General features: G+C 65.6%; 14 protein-coding genes. 4 read left to right on the forward strand and 10 right to left on the reverse strand.

From position 1 onward, the window contains the following. Positions 1-188 precede the first annotated feature (188 nt). The 5 genes from ACZ0AJ_RS17115 to ACZ0AJ_RS17135 all read right to left on the reverse strand — a co-directional run bounded on the left by ACZ0AJ_RS17115 (position 189) and on the right by ACZ0AJ_RS17135 (position 7,583). Positions 189-1,700 (reverse strand): efflux transporter outer membrane subunit, encoded by a 1,512-nt coding sequence (locus ACZ0AJ_RS17115; RefSeq protein WP_499455712.1) that lies wholly within the window; start codon positions 1,698-1,700, stop codon positions 189-191. Next, positions 1,700-4,882, reverse strand: coding sequence for an efflux RND transporter permease subunit (locus ACZ0AJ_RS17120; protein ID WP_499455695.1), 3,183 nt, complete (start codon positions 4,880-4,882; stop codon positions 1,700-1,702). The genes ACZ0AJ_RS17115 and ACZ0AJ_RS17120 overlap by 1 nt, the downstream gene beginning before the upstream one ends. A 6-nt stretch (positions 4,883-4,888) precedes the next feature. Then, positions 4,889-6,094, reverse strand: a complete 1,206-nt coding sequence (locus tag ACZ0AJ_RS17125) for an efflux RND transporter periplasmic adaptor subunit (protein ID WP_499455714.1) — start codon at positions 6,092-6,094, stop codon at positions 4,889-4,891. Between the two features lie 428 nt (positions 6,095-6,522). Next, positions 6,523-7,368 (reverse strand): alpha/beta hydrolase, encoded by an 846-nt coding sequence (locus ACZ0AJ_RS17130; RefSeq protein ID WP_183556212.1) that lies wholly within the window; start codon positions 7,366-7,368, stop codon positions 6,523-6,525. Next, positions 7,365-7,583 (reverse strand): hypothetical protein, encoded by a 219-nt coding sequence (locus tag ACZ0AJ_RS17135; protein WP_258835739.1) that lies wholly within the window; start codon positions 7,581-7,583, stop codon positions 7,365-7,367. The genes ACZ0AJ_RS17130 and ACZ0AJ_RS17135 overlap by 4 nt, the downstream gene beginning before the upstream one ends. A 140-nt stretch (positions 7,584-7,723) precedes the next feature. Between ACZ0AJ_RS17135 and ACZ0AJ_RS17140 the strand changes: the two genes are divergently transcribed. The 4 genes from ACZ0AJ_RS17140 (at position 7,724) to ACZ0AJ_RS17155 (ending at position 10,694) form a co-directional block, all read left to right on the forward strand. After that, positions 7,724-8,677 (forward strand): LysR family transcriptional regulator, encoded by a 954-nt coding sequence (locus ACZ0AJ_RS17140; RefSeq protein ID WP_258835740.1) that lies wholly within the window; start codon positions 7,724-7,726, stop codon positions 8,675-8,677. A 62-nt stretch (positions 8,678-8,739) separates the two neighbouring features. Beyond that, entirely contained in the window at positions 8,740-9,186 is a 447-nt protein-coding gene (locus ACZ0AJ_RS17145) for an Mpo1 family 2-hydroxy fatty acid dioxygenase (protein WP_499455701.1), read from the forward strand. 81 nt (positions 9,187-9,267) lie between these two features. Next, complete coding sequence (locus tag ACZ0AJ_RS17150) at positions 9,268-10,206, forward strand: DMT family transporter (RefSeq protein WP_183556208.1); 939 nt, start codon at positions 9,268-9,270, stop codon at positions 10,204-10,206. Further along, the gene (locus tag ACZ0AJ_RS17155; protein ID WP_499455702.1) at positions 10,203-10,694 is read left to right on the forward strand and encodes a GNAT family N-acetyltransferase; all 492 of its coding nucleotides are present in this window, start codon (positions 10,203-10,205) and stop codon (positions 10,692-10,694) included. Before ACZ0AJ_RS17150 ends, ACZ0AJ_RS17155 begins: the two co-directional genes overlap by 4 nt. A 237-nt stretch (positions 10,695-10,931) precedes the next feature. Here ACZ0AJ_RS17155 and hutI read toward each other — a convergent pair whose 3' ends face one another. From hutI to hutH, 5 genes are read right to left on the reverse strand one after another with little or no spacing between them, the layout of a single operon-like run. Beyond that, complete coding sequence (gene hutI / locus ACZ0AJ_RS17160) at positions 10,932-12,134, reverse strand: imidazolonepropionase (protein WP_499455704.1); 1,203 nt, start codon at positions 12,132-12,134, stop codon at positions 10,932-10,934. Continuing rightward, positions 12,127-12,738 carry a HutD/Ves family protein gene (locus ACZ0AJ_RS17165; protein ID WP_499455705.1) on the reverse strand — a complete coding sequence of 204 codons (612 nt, stop codon included), beginning with the start codon at positions 12,736-12,738 and terminating at the stop codon, positions 12,127-12,129. Before ACZ0AJ_RS17165 ends, hutI begins: the two co-directional genes overlap by 8 nt. A 12-nt stretch (positions 12,739-12,750) precedes the next feature. After that, the gene (locus ACZ0AJ_RS17170; RefSeq protein WP_499455706.1) at positions 12,751-14,109 is read right to left on the reverse strand and encodes a formimidoylglutamate deiminase; all 1,359 of its coding nucleotides are present in this window, start codon (positions 14,107-14,109) and stop codon (positions 12,751-12,753) included. Then, complete coding sequence (gene hutG, locus ACZ0AJ_RS17175; RefSeq protein WP_499455707.1) at positions 14,106-14,894, reverse strand: N-formylglutamate deformylase; 789 nt, start codon at positions 14,892-14,894, stop codon at positions 14,106-14,108. Before hutG ends, ACZ0AJ_RS17170 begins: the two co-directional genes overlap by 4 nt. An 18-nt stretch (positions 14,895-14,912) precedes the next feature. Beyond that, a complete protein-coding gene (hutH, locus tag ACZ0AJ_RS17180) occupies positions 14,913-16,457 on the reverse strand; it encodes a histidine ammonia-lyase (RefSeq protein ID WP_499455709.1) in 1,545 nt (514 codons plus the stop codon). Positions 16,458-16,460: the final 3 nt, after the last annotated feature.

A 16,460-nucleotide genomic window follows, 5' to 3' on the forward strand; every position in this document is an offset into this window, starting at 1 on the left:
CACAGATTCTGTTCCTACCGTTTAACGGAGTCAATTGAATCAGGATATTTTGTAGTTTTGCTACACCAGTAAAAAAAACGGCGGTGCGTCCACACGCACCGCCGCAAAGGGCAAACAATTTTCGTAGGGTGGGCGGCATAGCCGCCCACCCTACCCGGCCGCCATATCACGCAGGGGCAGGTGAATGATCAGCGTTGCGCTACCGCCGCATTTACTGGCTGCGCTGCATTTATTGGCTGCGTCGCATCCCACCCGCCGCCCAGTGCGCGAATCAGCGCCACGGTCGTCAATGCGCGCTCACCGCGCAACTGCACCGCCGTGCGTTCTACGACCGCCAGGTTGCGCTGGGCGTCGAGCAGTTCGAGATAGCTCGAGCGGCCAGCGTCGTACAGCTTCTGCGCCAGGTCGGCCGAACGGCGTGCCGAGACCACGGCCGCGTCGATCTCACCGGCCTGCCCTGCCAGGATGCGCAGGCCGGCCAGGTTGTCCTCGACCTCGGCAAACGCCACCAGCACGCTCTGGCGATAGGTGCCCACCGATTCCTCGAGCACCGCTTCGCTGCGCACGATGTTGTTGCGGTTGCGGCCACCGTCGATGATCGGCATCGAGGCCAGGGCCCCAAGCAACCACGAACGGCTGCTCCACTTGAACACTTCCGAGAACACGCCGCCCACGCCGCCGCCATCGGCATTGATGGTCAGGGCCGGGAACATCGCCGCGCGCGCCACGCCGATGCGTGCGTTCGACGCTTCCATCGCGCGCTGGGCGGCGACGATGTCGGGCCGGCGTTCGAGCAGCGACGACGGCAGGCCGGCTGGAATCGCCGGCATCAGGCTCGCATCGAGCAGCGGGCTCGGACCAGCCACGTAGTCGGCCGCCGGTTTGCCCAGCAAGACCGCCAGTGCGTGCTCGGTCGTGGCGCGCTGGCGCTGCACGCCGATGGCTTCGGCGCGCGCGGTGGACAGCTCGGTGCGGGCGCGCGACAGGTCGAATTCACCGATGTCGCCCAGGTCGAAGCGGCGCTGCGTAACCTTGATGCTTTCTTCACGCAGCCGCACCGTGTCGGCCAGCGTCACCAGTTCGGCATCGAGCGCGCGCAGCCTGAAATAGGTCTGCGCAACATCCGCCTGCAAGGCCAGCAGCACCGAGCGGAAGTTGGCTTCGGAGGTCGCCGCATCGCCCCGCGCTGCCGACACGCCGGCCGCCACGCGGCCGAACAGATCGACCTCGTAGCTGGCCGACAGGCGCGCGCTGTAGCTCGTGTACGCCTCGGTCCCCACGCCTTGCGGCAGGTTCGATTCGCGTGGCGACAGGCGCGCACGCTGAGCGCCGATGCCCACGCCCACCTGCGGGATACGATCCGCTTCGGCGATGCCGGCAATCGCGCGCGCCTGCTTGACGCGGCTGGCCGCGACCGACAGGTTGGCGTTGTTGGCGGCGGCTTCGTCGATCAGCGCAGTCAGCGCCGGGTCGTTGAAGGCCAGCCACCACTGGCCACGTGGCTGCTGCTCGGCCGGCTGCGCCGGCTTCCAGCGCGCGCCGTCAATGCCCGCCACTTCCGCGGCCGGCGCTGGTGCCTGCGACTCGCGGAAGGCGTCCGGCGTGGCCACGTGCGGCTGCACGAAGTCGGGCGTGGCGCAGGCCGTCAGCAGCAGCGCCGCTAGCAGGGGCGCGACACCCTTTGCAATCATCGTATTCATCAGTGCACTCCTTCTGCGCTGTGCGCCACCGCAGGTGCGGTGTGCACGGGTTTTTCAAAACGCTTGGCCAGCGAGCGCAGCAACACGTAGAACAGCGGCGTGAGGAACAGGCCGAAGAAGGTCACGCCCAGCATGCCCCAGAACACGGCGACACCGATGGCGTGGCGCATCTCGGAACCCGCGCCGCTCGAGAACACCAGCGGCACGACGCCGGCGATGAACGCGATCGACGTCATCAGGATCGGCCGCAGGCGCAGGCGGCTTGCTTCCAGCGCAGCCTCGACGACGCTGCGGCCATGGTCTTCCAGTTCGCGGGCGAATTCGACGATCAGGATCGCGTTCTTCGACGCCAGGCCGACCAGCACGAACAGCGCGATCTGCGTGAACACATTGTTGTCGCCACCGGTGAGCTTGACGCCGATGAGCGCGCACAGGATCGACATCGGCACGATCAGGATCACCGACAGCGGCAGCGTCCAGCTTTCGTACTGGGCCGCCAGCACCAGGAACACCAGCAGCACGCACAGCGGGAACACATAGATCATCGTGTTACCCGACAGGACGTCCTGGTAGGTCAGCTCGGTCCATTCGTACGACACGCCCTTCGGCAGCACTTCTTTCGCGATGCGTTCCATCGCCGCCTGCGCCTGACCGGACGACACGCCGGGCGCTGCGCCGCCATTCATCTCGGCCGAAACATAGCCGTTGTAGCGCGTGACGCGGTCCGGACCATAGGTGTCCTTCACGCGCATCATCGACGACAGCGGAATCATCTCGCCCGTATTGCTGCGCACCTTGAACTGCTCGATCTGCTCGCGCTGCGAACGGAACGGCGCGTCAGCCTGCACACGCACCTGGTAGGTACGACCGAACTGGTTGAAGTCGTTCACGTACAGCGAGCCGAGGTTCACCTGCAAGGTCTGGTTGATGCTCGCCAGCGGCACGCCCAGCTGCTTGGCCTTCACGCGATCGATGTCCGCGTACAGCTGCGGCACGTTGATCTGGAAGCCCGAGAACACGCCGGCCAGTTCCGGCGTCTGCGCGGCCTTGGCCGTCAGTGCCTGCACTGCCTTGTTCAGCTCTTCGTAGCCGACATTGCCGCGGTCTTCGATCATCATCTTGAAGCCGCCCGTCGTACCGAGGCCATTGACCGGCGGCGGCGAGAGCACCATCACGAATGCATCTTCGACGGCGCCCATGCGCTTGTTGATCTCGGCGGCGATGGCTTCGGCGCTTTTCGCCTTGTCCTTGCGCTGGTCGAACGACTTCAGGCCGACGAACACGATGCCGGCGTTTGGCGCATTGGTAAAGCCGTTGATCGACAGGCCCGGGAAGGCGATCGACGATTCGACACCGGGAATCTCCTGGGCGATCTTCGACATCTGACGGATCACGGCGTCGGTGCGGTCGAGCGACGCAGCGTCCGGCAGTTGCGCGAAGCCGATCAGGTAGGCCTTGTCCTGCGGTGGCACGAAGCCCGGCGGCACCGCCTTGAACATGAACACCCCGGCCACGGCCAGCGCCAGGTAGACGCCGATCGCGGCGCTCTTGCGGCGCAGGACGCCCTTGACGCCGTGTTCATAGCGCACCGACGAGCGGCCGAAGAAGCGGTTGAAGGCGGCAAAGAAGCGACCCAGCACGACATCGATCATGCGCGTCAGGCGGTCTTTCGGCGCGTTGTGCGGTTTCAGCAAGGCAGCCGACAGGGCCGGTGCCAGCGTCAGCGAGGCGAAGGCCGAGATCACGGTCGAAATCGCGATGGTCAGTGCGAACTGGCGATAGAACTGGCCGGTCAGGCCCGACACGAAGGCGATCGGCACGAACACGGCGCACAGCACCAGCGCGATGGCGATGATCGGCCCGCTGACTTCCTTCATGGCCTGGATGGTCGCATCGCGTGGATTGAGGCCATCGGCGATATTGCGCTCGACGTTTTCCACCACCACGATCGCATCGTCGACCACGATGCCGATGGCCAGCACGAGGCCGAACAGCGACAGCGTATTGATCGAGAAACCGAAGGCCAGCATCACGGCAAAGGTACCGACCACCGACACCGGCACGGCCAGCAGCGGAATGATCGAGGCGCGCCAGGTCTGCAGGAAGATGATGACCACCAGCGCGACCAGCACCACCGCTTCGAACAGCGTCACGATGACCGAGTTGATCGACTCGCGCACGAACTGGGTCGGGTCATACACGATCGAGTACTTCACGCCTTCCGGGAATTCCTGCGACAGCGCTTCCATCGTTGTGCGCACGTCGGCCGAGAGTTGCAGGTCGTTCGCGCCAGGCGCCGCGAAGATCGGGATCGCGACGGCCGACTTGTTGTTCAGCAGTGAACGCAGTGCGTACGAGCTTGAACCGAGTTCCATGCGCGCGACATCCTTGAGCAGCGTGGTGCCGCCGTCGGCATTGGTCTTCAGGACGATGTCGCCGAATTCGTCGGTGCTTTGCAGGCGCCCTTGCGTGTTCACGGTGAGCTGGAAGTCGGCGTCCTTGGCCGGACCCTGGCCGATCACACCGGCTGCGACCTGCACGTTCTGTTCGCGGATCGCGTCGATGACGTCGCCGGCAGTCAGGCCACGCGCGGCGACCTTCTGCGGATCGAGCCAGATACGCATTGCGTAGTCGCCCGAGCCGAACAGCTGGACTTCGCCCATGCCCTTGATGCGGGCCAGCTGGTCCTTCACGTTCAGCACTGCGTAGTTGCGCAGATACAGGTCGTCGTAGCGGCCATCCGGTGAATTCAGATGGACCACCATCGTCAGGTTCGGCGACGACTTCACGGTCGTCACGCCGATCTGGCGCACTTCTTCGGGCAGCCGTGGCAGCGCGCGCTGGACCCGGTTCTGCACCGCGGTCTCGGCCTGCTCGACATCGGTGCCGATTTTAAACGTGACGGTCAGCGCCAGCGCGCCGTCGGACGTGTTTTGCGACGACATGTACAGCATGTCTTCGACGCCGTTGATCTGCTCTTCCAGCGGCGTGGCCACCGTTTCGGCGATGACCTTCGGATTCGCGCCCGGATACTGCGCGCGCACCACCACGGAGGGTGGCGTGACTTCGGGGTACTCGGAAATCGGCAGCATGAAGATCGAGATCAGGCCGGCGACAAAGATGATCACCGACAGCACGACCGCGAAGATCGGTTTGTCGACAAAGAATTTAGGAAAGTTCATGGTGACTTATGCTCCCGTTGCAGCCGCTGGGGTGGCCGCTGCCGCTGCGGGTGCCGGTGCTGCGGTGGCCACCATCGGCACCACTTGCGCGGCGATCGGGGCGCCCGGGCGCACGCGCTGCAAGCCGTTCACGACGATCTTCTCGCCCGGTTTCAGGCCTTCGCGCACGATGCGCAAGCCATCGTCCAGGGGCCCGAGTTTGACGCTGCGGTATTCGGCCTTGCCATCCTTGTCGACGACGTAGACGAACTTGCGGTCCTGGTCGGTGTTGATGGCGCGGTCGACGATCAGGATCTGCGGGGTCGGCGCGCCGCCGGCAATCTGCACGCGGGCAAAGAGGCCCGGCGCCAGCGCGCGGTCGGTGTTGGCCAGCGTGGCGCGCATGCGCACGCTGCCGCTGCGGCTGTCGAGCTGGTTGTCGACGAATTCGAGCTTGCCGCTGTGCGGGAAGCCTTCTTCGCCGGCCAGGCCCACCTTCACGTCCACCGGCTGGCCGGCGTTGGTGCGGCGCGACACGCGCAGGTAGGTGGATTCATCGCCATCGAAGCTGGCGTAGATGCGTTCGAGCGAGACGACCGAGGTCAGCACCGCAGTGGCGTCCACCAGATTACCAAGGGTGATTTCGGCCTTCGACACGCGGCCGTCGATCGGCGACGTCACGCGGGTGTAGGCCAGGTTCAGGCGCGCCGTTTCGTGCTCGGCCTGGGCGGCGCGCACGCTCGCATCCAGTTCCTTCTGGCCAGCCGAACGTTCGTCGAACTCGCGCTGGGCGATGGCCTTGTCGGCCAGCAGGCGCTCGGCGCGCTGCAATTCCAGGCGCGCCAGGTCGGCGCGTGCCTGCGCCGCAGCGGCAACGGCCTTCGTGCGGTCCGCTTCGGCCTGGTACGGCCGTGGGTCGATCACGAACAGGACTTCGCCCTTTTTCACTTCGGCGCCCGGCTTGAAGTTCACCGCCGTGATGTAGCCCGACACGCGGGGGCGGATTGCAACGACTTCGATCGCTTCCAGGCGACCGGAGAATTCCTGCGTTTCCGTCACGGCGCGCTGGATGACGACCGCGCTCGTGACTGGCGGCGCACTTGGCGCTGCGGCTGCCGGTGCGTCGTCGCTGGTGGCGTCCGCGCAGCCGGTGATACCGGCGCCCGCAAGACCTGCGATTGCCAGCGCGGCGATGATGACGCGCAGTTTGCCCATCCCTGATTGGTTATTCATGATTAACCCTTTTATTAAGAACGATGAAGTACGACGATGAAAAAAAAAGACAATAGAACCCCGTCCCGCGTCGCTGGCATGTCGGGCCAGACGAAACGCAGGCAAGACGAATCCCCTTCCGCGCCAGAGCGTGGAAAAATTTCTTGTTAGCTGATGTAGAGCCGGTGGCTTAGTCCGGCGGGTAGTTGTGCGTTATCTGCGAGGCAGGTACTGCGATTGGGCGCTGTGATTCATTCGCACTCTCTTATTTTGATTAACTCTTACTTACCCAAAAACCTGCATTAATCGTAGGGTGGACGGCTACGCCGTCCACGCGTTCAAATCCATATGGTTTTGTGGCACGCCATTGTTCGTTGGACGCGTGGGCGGGAAACCCGCCCACCCTACGTTATTGTTGTGATGACGTAATCGGAACAAGCCGGCGCACATCAAGCCCCCTGCCGCCCCTCCAGCCGCGCCAGGAAGTTGGCAATCTCGCCCATCGCCTGCCATTTGCAGGCGCATTCATTGCGGCCGTTCGGGTCTTGCAGATCGGCGGGCGCCATGCGCCGCACCGTGGTGCAGATGCCCGCATTGATCAGTTTTGCGCCATACAGCTCGGCTTCATCGCGCAGCGGATCGTCCTCAGCCGACAGGATCAGCGCCGGCGCCAGGTTCTTCAGGCGGCTCGAATGCAGCGGCGCTGCGTACGGATGCGAACGGTCAGCTGCATGGGGCAAATAGCCGCGATAGGCTTCGGCGCAGATCGTGGCGGCCTTTTCGCGGTCGGAGCATTGCGTGAGCTGGCGCATCGAGCCAGTGCTCAGGGCCGGATCGAGCATCGGCATGACCAGTATCTGGCCAGCGAGTGCCGGACCACCACGATCACGCGACATCAGCGCGCACACGGCCGCCAGGTTGGCGCCGGCTTCGATGCCGGCCGTCACCAGGAGCTTGCCGTTCCAGCCAAGCTTGGTCTTGTTCTTCTTGGCCCATTGCAGGACCGCGTGGGCATCCTCGACGGCGGCCGGGAACGGGCTGACAGTGGCCAGCGTGTAGCTCGGCGCCAGCACCAGCGGCAGATGATCGCATTCGGCCAGCGAGCGCAGGAAGTCGTCCGCCTCGTCGAGGTCGCCGCTGTCGAAGCCACCACCGTGGTAGAACACGACCAGCATGTCTCGCTTGGCGGCCGGGCCGGCGGCGTACAGGCGCGCGGGCAGCGGGCCGGTGGCGCCCGCGACTTCGAGGTCACGTACCTTCAGTGCGCGCTCCGGCATGTCGCCCACGGCATTCATCGCGGGACCTGCCCGAGTTCGAGCTCGACAATGCGTTCGTCGACGACGGCGCAATCGCCGACGCAGCTCATCTGCATCTGCATCGACAGCGCCCGCACGCCGCGTGCTTCGGCGCCAGCGGCGCGGGAATAAGCATCCGTGCAAAGCAATCCCGCCAGCGCGACGCCGCTAAGCGTGACTGCAACCGTGGTAAAAATGCCATCTCGAATACTCATGTCCTGCTCCGTCTTCTCAAGTAAATACTTTGTTGCGATGCACACATAATAGTCTTGATCCCCAATCGGATAAAGATGACAATACCGAATTGATTGTTCAGATTCCTGAACAATGTCACCAATTTCGAATCAAAATACAGATGAACAAGCTGCAAGCCATGGAAGTATTCGTGCAAGTCGTCGATGCGGGTAGCTTCACGCGCGCCGCCGATACGCTGCAAATGCCCAAGGCGACGGTGTCGACACTGATCCAAGCGCTGGAAACATCGCTCGCCTCGCGCCTGCTGCACCGCACGACCCGCCACGTGTCGGTGACATCCGACGGCGCCGCCTATTACGAGCGCTGCGTGCGGATCCTGTCGGACGTGCGCGACGCCGAAGAATCGCTCACGCGCCACCGCTTCAGCCCGAGTGGCCGGCTGCGGGTGGATGCGCCCACGGGTCTCACCTGCGAGATCCTGATCCCGGCCCTGCCCGATTTTTTTGCGCGCTATCCCGACATCACGCTGGAGATGGGCAGCACCGATCGCCCGGTCGATCTGGTCGAGGAAGGCGTCGATTGCGCCGTGCGCGGTGGCGACCTGATCGACAACAATCTGATCGCACGCCGCGTTGGCGTGATCAATTTCGTCACCTGCGCGGCGCCCTCATATATCGAGCGCTTCGGCATGCCGCTGCATCCGAACGATCTGGAGCGCCATCGCTGCGTCAATTATTTCTCGTCCAAGTCGGGCAAGGTCAGCGGCTGGGATTTCACCCGCGACGGCGAGCGCATCGAGGTCATGCTGCCCGGCGCCATCGCGCTCAACGACTCGAATGCCTATATCAAGGCGGGCCTGGCCGGCCTGGGCGTGATCAATATGACCGACTATCTTTTGTCCGAGCAGCTCGCTACCGGCAAGATGGTGCGGCTGCTGCCGGATTGGCGCTGCGATCCGATTCCCGTCCACGTGGTGTATCCGCACAACCGCCATTTGTCGGCCAAGGTGCGGGTATTCGTCGAATGGATCGCCGAGCTGTTCGCGAACCATGCCCATTTGCGCGTGCAGCCGGCCGACACCATGGCGCCGACGCCGGCGCTGCCGCCACGATAGGCCGCCGCACGGGGAACTGCAGCGGTAGAATCGTCCCTACAACAATACAGGGAGACGCCGCCATGTACACCGCATCCACGCCCCGCGCCATCGATGTCCTGCTGGCGCGCTATGGCGAAAGCCACCGCAATCCCGTCAATGAACTGATCCACATCGTCTGCATCCCGGCAATCGTGTTCAGCCTGCTGGGCATTCTATGGGCGCTTCACCCGGCGGTGGCGCTGCTGGTCGTGGCGGCAGCGCTGGCGTATTACGTCACGCTGTCGCGCACCTTCGCCCTGGGGATGGGCGTGATGGCTGGCGCCATGCTGGTACTGCTCGCCATGTTGCCGGACGGGACCGTGCTGCCGACGTCGATCGGCGTGTTCGTGGCGGCCTGGCTCGGCCAGTTCGTCGGCCACCACATCGAGGGCAAGAAGCCATCGTTCTTCGACGATCTGCGCTTCTTGCTGATCGGGCCGCTGTTCGTGCTGAGCATCCTGTACCGGCGCATCCGGGTCGCGTGGTGATGTTGCATTTCTACTACATCGGGGATGCCGGCCGATGAGCTGATGCCGACAGGAACCTGGCGGGCCATCTATACTCCCGCGATGTCTTCCCCCATCCTCTTTACCATCGCGTCCCTGATCTGGGGCTCGACCTTCTGGGCCATCACCCTGCAACTGGGACACACCGCACCGGCGGTGTCGGTGGCCTACCGCTTCTTCCTCGCCGCCGCGGCCCTGTTCGCCGTCTGCATCGCACGCCGCGAACGCCTGAGCCTGCCATGGCGCACGCACCGCTGGATGGCGCTGCAGGGCGGCCTGACCTTCGGCATCTCATATATCTGCACCTACCACGCGGAGCAGCACGTCGTCTCCGGCCTGGTGGCCGTGATGTTTGCGCTGATGGTGTTCTGGACGCCGATCTGGAGCCGCCTCTTTTTCGGCACCGCCATCAACCGCCGCACCTGGACTTGCGGCGCGGCGGCCACGGTGGGGGTCGCGCTGCTGTTCTGGCACGCCATTGGCGACGCCTGGCAGGCGATCCAGGCCGGCGGCAACGGCCACTTCATTGCGGGCGTCGTGCTGGCGCTGGCCGCGACCATGGCCAGCGCGGGCGGCAGCGTTGTCGTCACCAAGGTCAAGCAGCAGTGCGCGAACCTGCCGCTGACGATGGCGTGGTCGATGCTGTGGGGCGCGTCGATGGTGACGCTGTGGTCGCTCGCGAACGGCGACGCCTTCACACTGCCCGACAGCGGCACCTACTGGGCCGGCCTGTTCTACCTGTCGATCTTCGGCTCCGTCGTCGCCTTCTTTGCCTACTTCACGCTGATCGCCCGCATCGGCGCCAACAAGGCCGTGTACGTCACCGTCGTCACGCCCGTGCTGTCAGTGCTGCTGTCGGTGCTGCTTGAAGATTACCGCCCCGGCGCGCTCGAGTTCCTCGGCATGATCGTGTGCCTGGCGAGCGTGGCCTGGGCCGTGCGTGCGCCCGCACCGAAAATCGTCCAATCCGCCAATCTGAACAATCCCATCGAATCGCCATGACCGCTGCCCCATTTTCCATCCGCCCTGCCCGTCCGGACGACGTCACCCACATCCACGCCATGATCGTGGAACTGGCCGTCTTTGAAAAACTCGAACACATGGTCGTGGCCACCGAAGCGCTGCTGCACGAAGGCCTGTTCGGCGCGCACCCGTCGTGCGAAGCCATCGTCGGCGAAGAGAACGGCGAGGTCGTCACCTTCGCGCTGTTCTTCCATAACTTCTCGACCTTCCTCACCAAGAAAGGTTTGTACCTCGAAGACCTGTATGTGAAGCAGGCGCATCGCGGCAAGAACATCGGCACGCGCATGCTGCAACGCCTCGCTCAGCTGGCGGTCGAGCGCGGCTGCGGGCGTTTCGAGTGGTCGGTGTTGGACTGGAACGAGCCTGCAATTAATTTCTACAAGGCGATGGGCGCTGACGTGATGCCCGAGTGGCGTATCTGCCGCGTGACGGGCGAGAGCCTGACGGCACTGGCCGAACGCAGCTGATTCGGCTGACGCTAAATCCGACCGACAAAGAAAAACCCACGACGCGTTGGCGCCGTGGGCAAACCCATTTTGGCAAATGGGGAGGGGAGAAGTTGAATCACGAGAAGGACTATAGCCAGCGATCCTTAACGATTGATTAAGCCTTACATTTGCTTACGGCAGTCACCGTTTTTTTTACACGTCGTGAAATTCATCTTCTCCGAAACGGAGATGACAGCCTTGCGGGCGGTCAAAAGGTCAGCCGATGGTGCGCAAGACGCCGCCATGGATGACGACCTGGCAAGGATTCAAACCCATCGCGTAGGCAAGATCGGCAGGTCGCGCGATGTTCCATAACGCCAGGTCGGCGCGCTTGCCAACCGTGAGCGTGCCGATCTCGTCCTGCAAACCCAGCGCGCGCGCTGCGTGCGCGGTCACGCCCAGCAATGCCTCTTGCGGCGTGAGACGCCACAGCGTGCACGCCATGTTCAGCGCCAGCAGCAAGGACGTCAGCGGCGAGGTGCCGGGATTGCAGTCGGTGGCCACGGCCATCGGCACGCCAGCGGCGCGCAATGCGGCGATTGGCGGCATGGTCGTTTCGCGCAGATAGTAATAGGCGCCCGGCAGCAGCACGGCCACCGTGCCGGCCTGCGCCATCGCGGCAATGCCCTCTTCGCTCAGGTGTTCCAGATGATCGGCCGACAAACCACCATGGCGCGCCACGAGTGCGGCGCCGCCCTGGTCGGACAACTGCTCGGCATGCAGCTTGACGGGCAAGCCCAGCGCGCCTGCCTTGTCGAACACGCGCGCGGTCTGGGCGTTGGTAAAGCCGATGCGCTCGCAGAACGCATCGACTGCGTCCACTAAGCCCTGCGCCGCCAGCGCAGGCAGCATGACGTCGCACACGTCGGTCATGTAGTCGTCCGGGCGTCCCGCAAATTCAGGCGGCAGCGCGTGCGCGCCCAGAAAGGTGGTGACGACGCGCACCGGCAGCAGTTCACCAATGCGGCGCGCCGCGCGCAGCATGCGCTCTTCGGCGTCGGGCGCGAGGCCGTAGCCCGACTTGATCTCGAGCGTCGTCACGCCTTCCGCCAGCAAGGCCTTCACACGCGGCAGGCTGCCCGCGACGAGCGCATCGACATCCAGCGCGCGCGTGGCGCGCACGGTGGCCATGATGCCGCCGCCCTGACGCGCGATGTCTTCATAGGTGGCGCCGTTCAGGCGTGCTTCCCATTCGTCGCTGCGGTTGCCGCCATGGACGATATGCGTGTGGCAGTCGATCAGGCCGGGCGTGAGCCAGCCGCCGCCGCAGTCGTATTCGTGCGCGGCCGGCGGCGCATCATGTCGCGCGCCGATCCACGCGATGCGGCCATCCTTGATCGCCAGCGCGGCGTCGTGCAGCACGCCGTAGCCGTTGTCCATCGTGGCCAGGTGCACGTTGGACAGCAGCAGGTCAGTCATACATCCCCATGTCGTCATCGTCGTCGTCAGAGTAATAGTGGACGTCGACGATATAGATCGTGGCCTGCCCCGCCTCGAGGGTCCACACGGTGCCCTGGTCGAGCACCACCGCGTCGTAGCGCACGAGGCCGATGCGCTCGCTGTCGCTGGCCAGCTGCAGGCTGTCGCCTTCGGCCAAAAACAGCACCGTGATCTCGGCGCGCGCGATGAAGGTCGAGTCGCCGCTCAGGCGCCGCCGCCCGAACTGGTGATAACAGCGCTCGCTGCGCGACATGACATTGAAGTCGGTCGTCGGCCCGCGATTGAGCTTGGCCCGCACTTCCGAGCTGCCGTCGAACGCCACGACCGGCTCGGCATGCGTGATCAGGGTCGGCTCGCCATCGATCTGCAAGGTCATGCCGTGGCCGTCGACCAGCGCCAGCGTGCGGTCGACGCCCTCGAACTGCGAGAACGCGCCGTCTTCGGCGATGGTGGCGAGGCTGACGCGCCAGTCGAAATCGTCGAAGCCGGCGTCGAGCGGGCCGATCGCAATCTCGGTCGTGTTGCCGCCGCCGTTCTTCCACGGTACCGGGGCCAGGCCTGCAAACGGAATCAAGACAGTCATGTGGTCACCTTTCTAAGAACGCAAATCCCGCAGCGCCTGGCGGTAGCGCGCCGCAATCGCCTCCTGCGCCCGATGGCGGCCGCCCTGCACCACCCAGCGTCCGCCGCACAGCACGTCGCGCACGAGGTTATCGTTACCGCAAAATACCATGCGGCCAAGGACCTCGGCGTGGTCCACGCCATCCAGGTTCGGATGCTGCGCGTCGAGCACCAGCAGGTCGGCGCGCCGCCCTGCCGCCAGTGCGCCGACGCGCCGGCCAGTGGCCTGCGCGCCGCCAGCCAACGCAGCTTGCCACAAAAAGTCGCCGACGCTGCGCTGCGCTGGCACGTGCGCGACATTGCGCTGCCGGTGCTGCAGGCGCTGGCCGTATTCAAGCCAGCGCAATTCTTCGACAGGGCTTTGCGATACATGGCTGTCGCTGCCGATGCCGAAGCGCCCGCCGGCGGCGATGTACGGCGCCAGCGGAAACAGGCCGTCGCCCAGATTCGCCTCGGTGGTCGGGCACAGGCCGGCCACGGCGCCGCTGGCCGCCAGCGCCGTCACTTCCGCCGCGTTCAGGTGGGTGGCATGCACGAGGCACCAGCGTTCATCAAGCGCGAGCTGGTCGAGCAGATAGGCAACAGGCCGCTGACCCGTGTGCGCGATGCACTGCGCCACCTCGGCCTCCTGCTCGGCGATGTGGATGTGCAGCGGCCGCGCGGCGGGCAAGCCGGCCGCCAGCGCGCGGATCGCATCGATCCCGGCCGCGCGCAGCGAGTGCGGCGCCGCGCCCACTTCGAGCTGGCCGCCCCGCAGCGGCGCCAATGCCTCGACGATGCCCAGCACGTCGTCGACGTCCGTGCGAAAACGCGCCTGGCCCGCTGTGAGCGGCTGCGCGGCAAACCCGGCGTGGCTGTACAGCACCGGCAGCAGCGTCACGCCCATGCCGGCCAGTTGCGCGGCCGCGGCCACGCGCTCGGCTGTTTCGGCGGGCCGCGCGTAGCTGGCGCCATCAGCAGCGCGCTGCAAGTAATGAAATTCGCAGACCGATGTGTAGCCATGACGCAGGCACTCGGCGAACAGCTGCGCGGCGATGGCTTCGATCCCCTCCGGCGTGATGCGCGCGGCGAAGCGGTACATCAGGTCGCGCCAGGTCCAGAAACTGTCCGGGCCATCGCTGCCCGTTTCGGTCAGGCCGCCCAGCGCGCGCTGGAACGCGTGCGAATGCAGGTTGACCATCCCCGGCAGCACATACTCGGCGCGCGCCACGTTCAGCGGCGGGCGCGCGCCGGGCGCCACCTGCGTCAGGTCGCCCCCGCTGTCCCATTCGAGCAGCACGTCGCGCTGCCAGCCCTGCGGCAGCAGCGCGTGGCGCGCGAACAGCGCTGTCATGGGCGCACCCAGTCGACGGCGGCCTTGACCATGTCGCGCAGCAGCGGCCGCAGCGTCGCGGCGACCGCTGGCCGGTACTCGAACGGCGGCGCTTCGTTCATGTACAGGTACTGGCATTTCTCGAGCTGGATCGCGTGCACGCCCGATGCCGGCTGGCCGTAGTGGCGCGTGATGTGGCCGCCCTTGAAGCGGCCGTTGAGCGCGATCGAGAAACGCTCCTGTGCGCGCGCCACGTCCAGCACCGCGGCTTCGAGGCCCGGGGCGCAGGAGGTGCCTTCGGCCGTGCCGAAGTTCAGGTCGGGCAGCTTGCCGTCAAAAAAGCGCGGGACAACAGAGGCGATGGAGTGCGCGTCCCACAGCACCACGCGCCCGTGCTCCATCTTCAGGCGGTCGAGCTCCGCGCGCAACTGCGCGTGATACGGCTGCCAGTAGCGCGCCAGGCGCCGCTGCACCTCGGCCGCGTCGGGCTCCATGCCGTCGCGGTACAGGCGCTCGCGTCCGAACGTATCGAGCGGGCACAGGCCGGTGGTGTCCAGGCCCGGATACAGGTTCGTGTCTTCGGGTGGGCGATTCAGATCGATCAGGTAGCGCGACCAGCGCGCCGAGATGGTCGAGATGCCCATCTCTTCGAGAAAACCGTACAGCTCGGGCAGGTGCCAGTCGGTGTCGGCGCGCGCGGCGGCGCACGGTGCCAGCGTGTGCGCCACCTCGTCGGGAATATCGGTGCCCGCATGCGGCATCGATACCAGCATGGGAAGCCTGCCTGCCTTGAACCGGAATTCCATCGCAACTCCCTGGTCGATTTACGGATGCAGCGCCGAAAACAGCGTCTTGCACGAGGCCGACAAGGCCCCCTGCCACACCATCGTGCGCGCCGCCTCGATGTCCGGCGCGAAGAAGCGGTCGGCATCATATGGCGCAACCTGCTCGCGCAGCTGCGCATGGACCGATTCCAGCGTCTGCGAACTGCGCAGCGGCCGGTGGAACTCGATGCCCTGGCACGCGGCCAAGAGCTCGATGCCGACGATCACGCAGGTATTGTGCGCCATCTGGTGAAGACGGCGCGCCGCGAAGGTGGCCATGCTGACATGGTCTTCCTGGTTGGCCGAGGTCGGCAAACTGTCGACGCTGGCGGGATGGGCCAGCGACTTGTTTTCGGACGCCAGCGCCGCCGCCGTCACGTGGGCGATCATGAAGCCGGAATTGAGGCCCGGCTCGCGCACGAGGAAGGCCGGCAGGCCGGACAGGTTGGCGTCGATCAGCAGCGCGATGCGGCGTTCGGCCAGTGCGCCGATCTCGGCGATGGCCAGCGCCAGCGAATCGGCGGCAAACGCCACCGGCTCGGCATGGAAATTCCCGCCAGACAGGATGACGCTCCCCGCCTCGCCATTCATGAACAGCAGCGGATTGTCGGTGACGGCATTCGCCTCGATCAGCAGCGTGCGGCCGGCATTGCCGATCAGGTCCATCACGGCGCCCATCACCTGCGGTTGGCAACGCAGGCTGTACGGGTCCTGCACGCGCTCGTCGCCGACCAGGTGCGAGGCGCGGATTGCGCTGCCGGCCACCAGCTCGCGGTAGATGGCCGCTGCTGCGATCTGGCCCGGCTGCCCGCGCACGGCGTGGATGCGGGCGTCGAACGGTGCATCGCTGGCACGCGCGGCGTCGACCGACAGCGCGCCGGTGACCATGGCCGCTTCGAGCAGGCGCTCGGCCAGGAACAGGCCGTGCAGCGCCAGCGCGGTCGAGACCTGGGTGCCGTTGATCAGTGCCAGGCCCTCTTTCGCACCCAGCACGACCGGCGCGATGCCGGCCGCCGCCAGCGCATCAATGGCCTCGACCAGCACGCCGTTGTGGCGCACCTGGCCCACGCCCAGCATGGCCAGCGTCATGTGCGCCAGCGGCGCCAGGTCGCCCGATGCGCCAACCGATCCCTGCACGGGAATGGCCGGCATGATGTTGGCGTTGTACAGCGCAATCAGCGTCTCGACGATGAGCGGGCGCACGCCCGAGTAGCCGCGCGCCAGGCTGCCGATCTTGGTCAGCAGGATCAGGCGGACAATCTGGTCGTCGATCAGCGGCCCCGTACCCACCGCATGCGACAGGATCAGGTTGCGCTGCAGCGTGGCCAGTTGCTCGACCGGGATATGGGCCTTGGCCAGAATGCCGAAGCCCGTGTTGATGCCGTAGGCCGGATCGCCCTTGGCGACAATGGCGTCGACGGCCGCACTGGAAGCGGCGATGTCGCGCCAGGCCGCGCTGGCCAGGGTCAATGGTGCGTGCGCGCTCCAGGCGGCGCGCAGGTCGCCCAGGGTCAGCTGGCCGGGTTGCAGAGTGAATTCGTTCATGGA

It is taken from the genome of Telluria sp. AC161 (assembly GCF_979258535.1).

What these genes read in the sequence shown, in the direction of transcription:
- hutG (WP_499455707.1), bottom strand. Translation starts at nt 14,894, where the DNA reads ATGGAATTCCGGTTCAAGGCAGGCAGGCTTCCCATGCTGGTATCGATG.
- ACZ0AJ_RS17130 (WP_183556212.1), bottom strand. Translation starts at nt 7,368, where the DNA reads ATGAATGCCGTGGGCGACATGCCGGAGCGCGCACTGAAGGTACGTGAC.
- hutH (WP_499455709.1), bottom strand. Translation starts at nt 16,457, where the DNA reads ATGAACGAATTCACTCTGCAACCCGGCCAGCTGACCCTGGGCGACCTG.
- ACZ0AJ_RS17125 (WP_499455714.1), bottom strand. Translation starts at nt 6,094, where the DNA reads ATGAATAACCAATCAGGGATGGGCAAACTGCGCGTCATCATCGCCGCG.
- ACZ0AJ_RS17120 (WP_499455695.1), bottom strand. Translation starts at nt 4,882, where the DNA reads ATGAACTTTCCTAAATTCTTTGTCGACAAACCGATCTTCGCGGTCGTG.
- ACZ0AJ_RS17135 (WP_258835739.1), bottom strand. Translation starts at nt 7,583, where the DNA reads ATGAGTATTCGAGATGGCATTTTTACCACGGTTGCAGTCACGCTTAGC.
- ACZ0AJ_RS17140 (WP_258835740.1), top strand. Translation starts at nt 7,724, where the DNA reads ATGAACAAGCTGCAAGCCATGGAAGTATTCGTGCAAGTCGTCGATGCG.
- ACZ0AJ_RS17170 (WP_499455706.1), bottom strand. Translation starts at nt 14,109, where the DNA reads ATGACAGCGCTGTTCGCGCGCCACGCGCTGCTGCCGCAGGGCTGGCAG.
- ACZ0AJ_RS17115 (WP_499455712.1), bottom strand. Translation starts at nt 1,700, where the DNA reads ATGAATACGATGATTGCAAAGGGTGTCGCGCCCCTGCTAGCGGCGCTG.
- hutI (WP_499455704.1), bottom strand. Translation starts at nt 12,134, where the DNA reads ATGACTGACCTGCTGCTGTCCAACGTGCACCTGGCCACGATGGACAAC.
- ACZ0AJ_RS17165 (WP_499455705.1), bottom strand. Translation starts at nt 12,738, where the DNA reads ATGACTGTCTTGATTCCGTTTGCAGGCCTGGCCCCGGTACCGTGGAAG.
- ACZ0AJ_RS17155 (WP_499455702.1), top strand. Translation starts at nt 10,203, where the DNA reads ATGACCGCTGCCCCATTTTCCATCCGCCCTGCCCGTCCGGACGACGTC.
- ACZ0AJ_RS17145 (WP_499455701.1), top strand. Translation starts at nt 8,740, where the DNA reads ATGTACACCGCATCCACGCCCCGCGCCATCGATGTCCTGCTGGCGCGC.
- ACZ0AJ_RS17150 (WP_183556208.1), top strand. Translation starts at nt 9,268, where the DNA reads ATGTCTTCCCCCATCCTCTTTACCATCGCGTCCCTGATCTGGGGCTCG.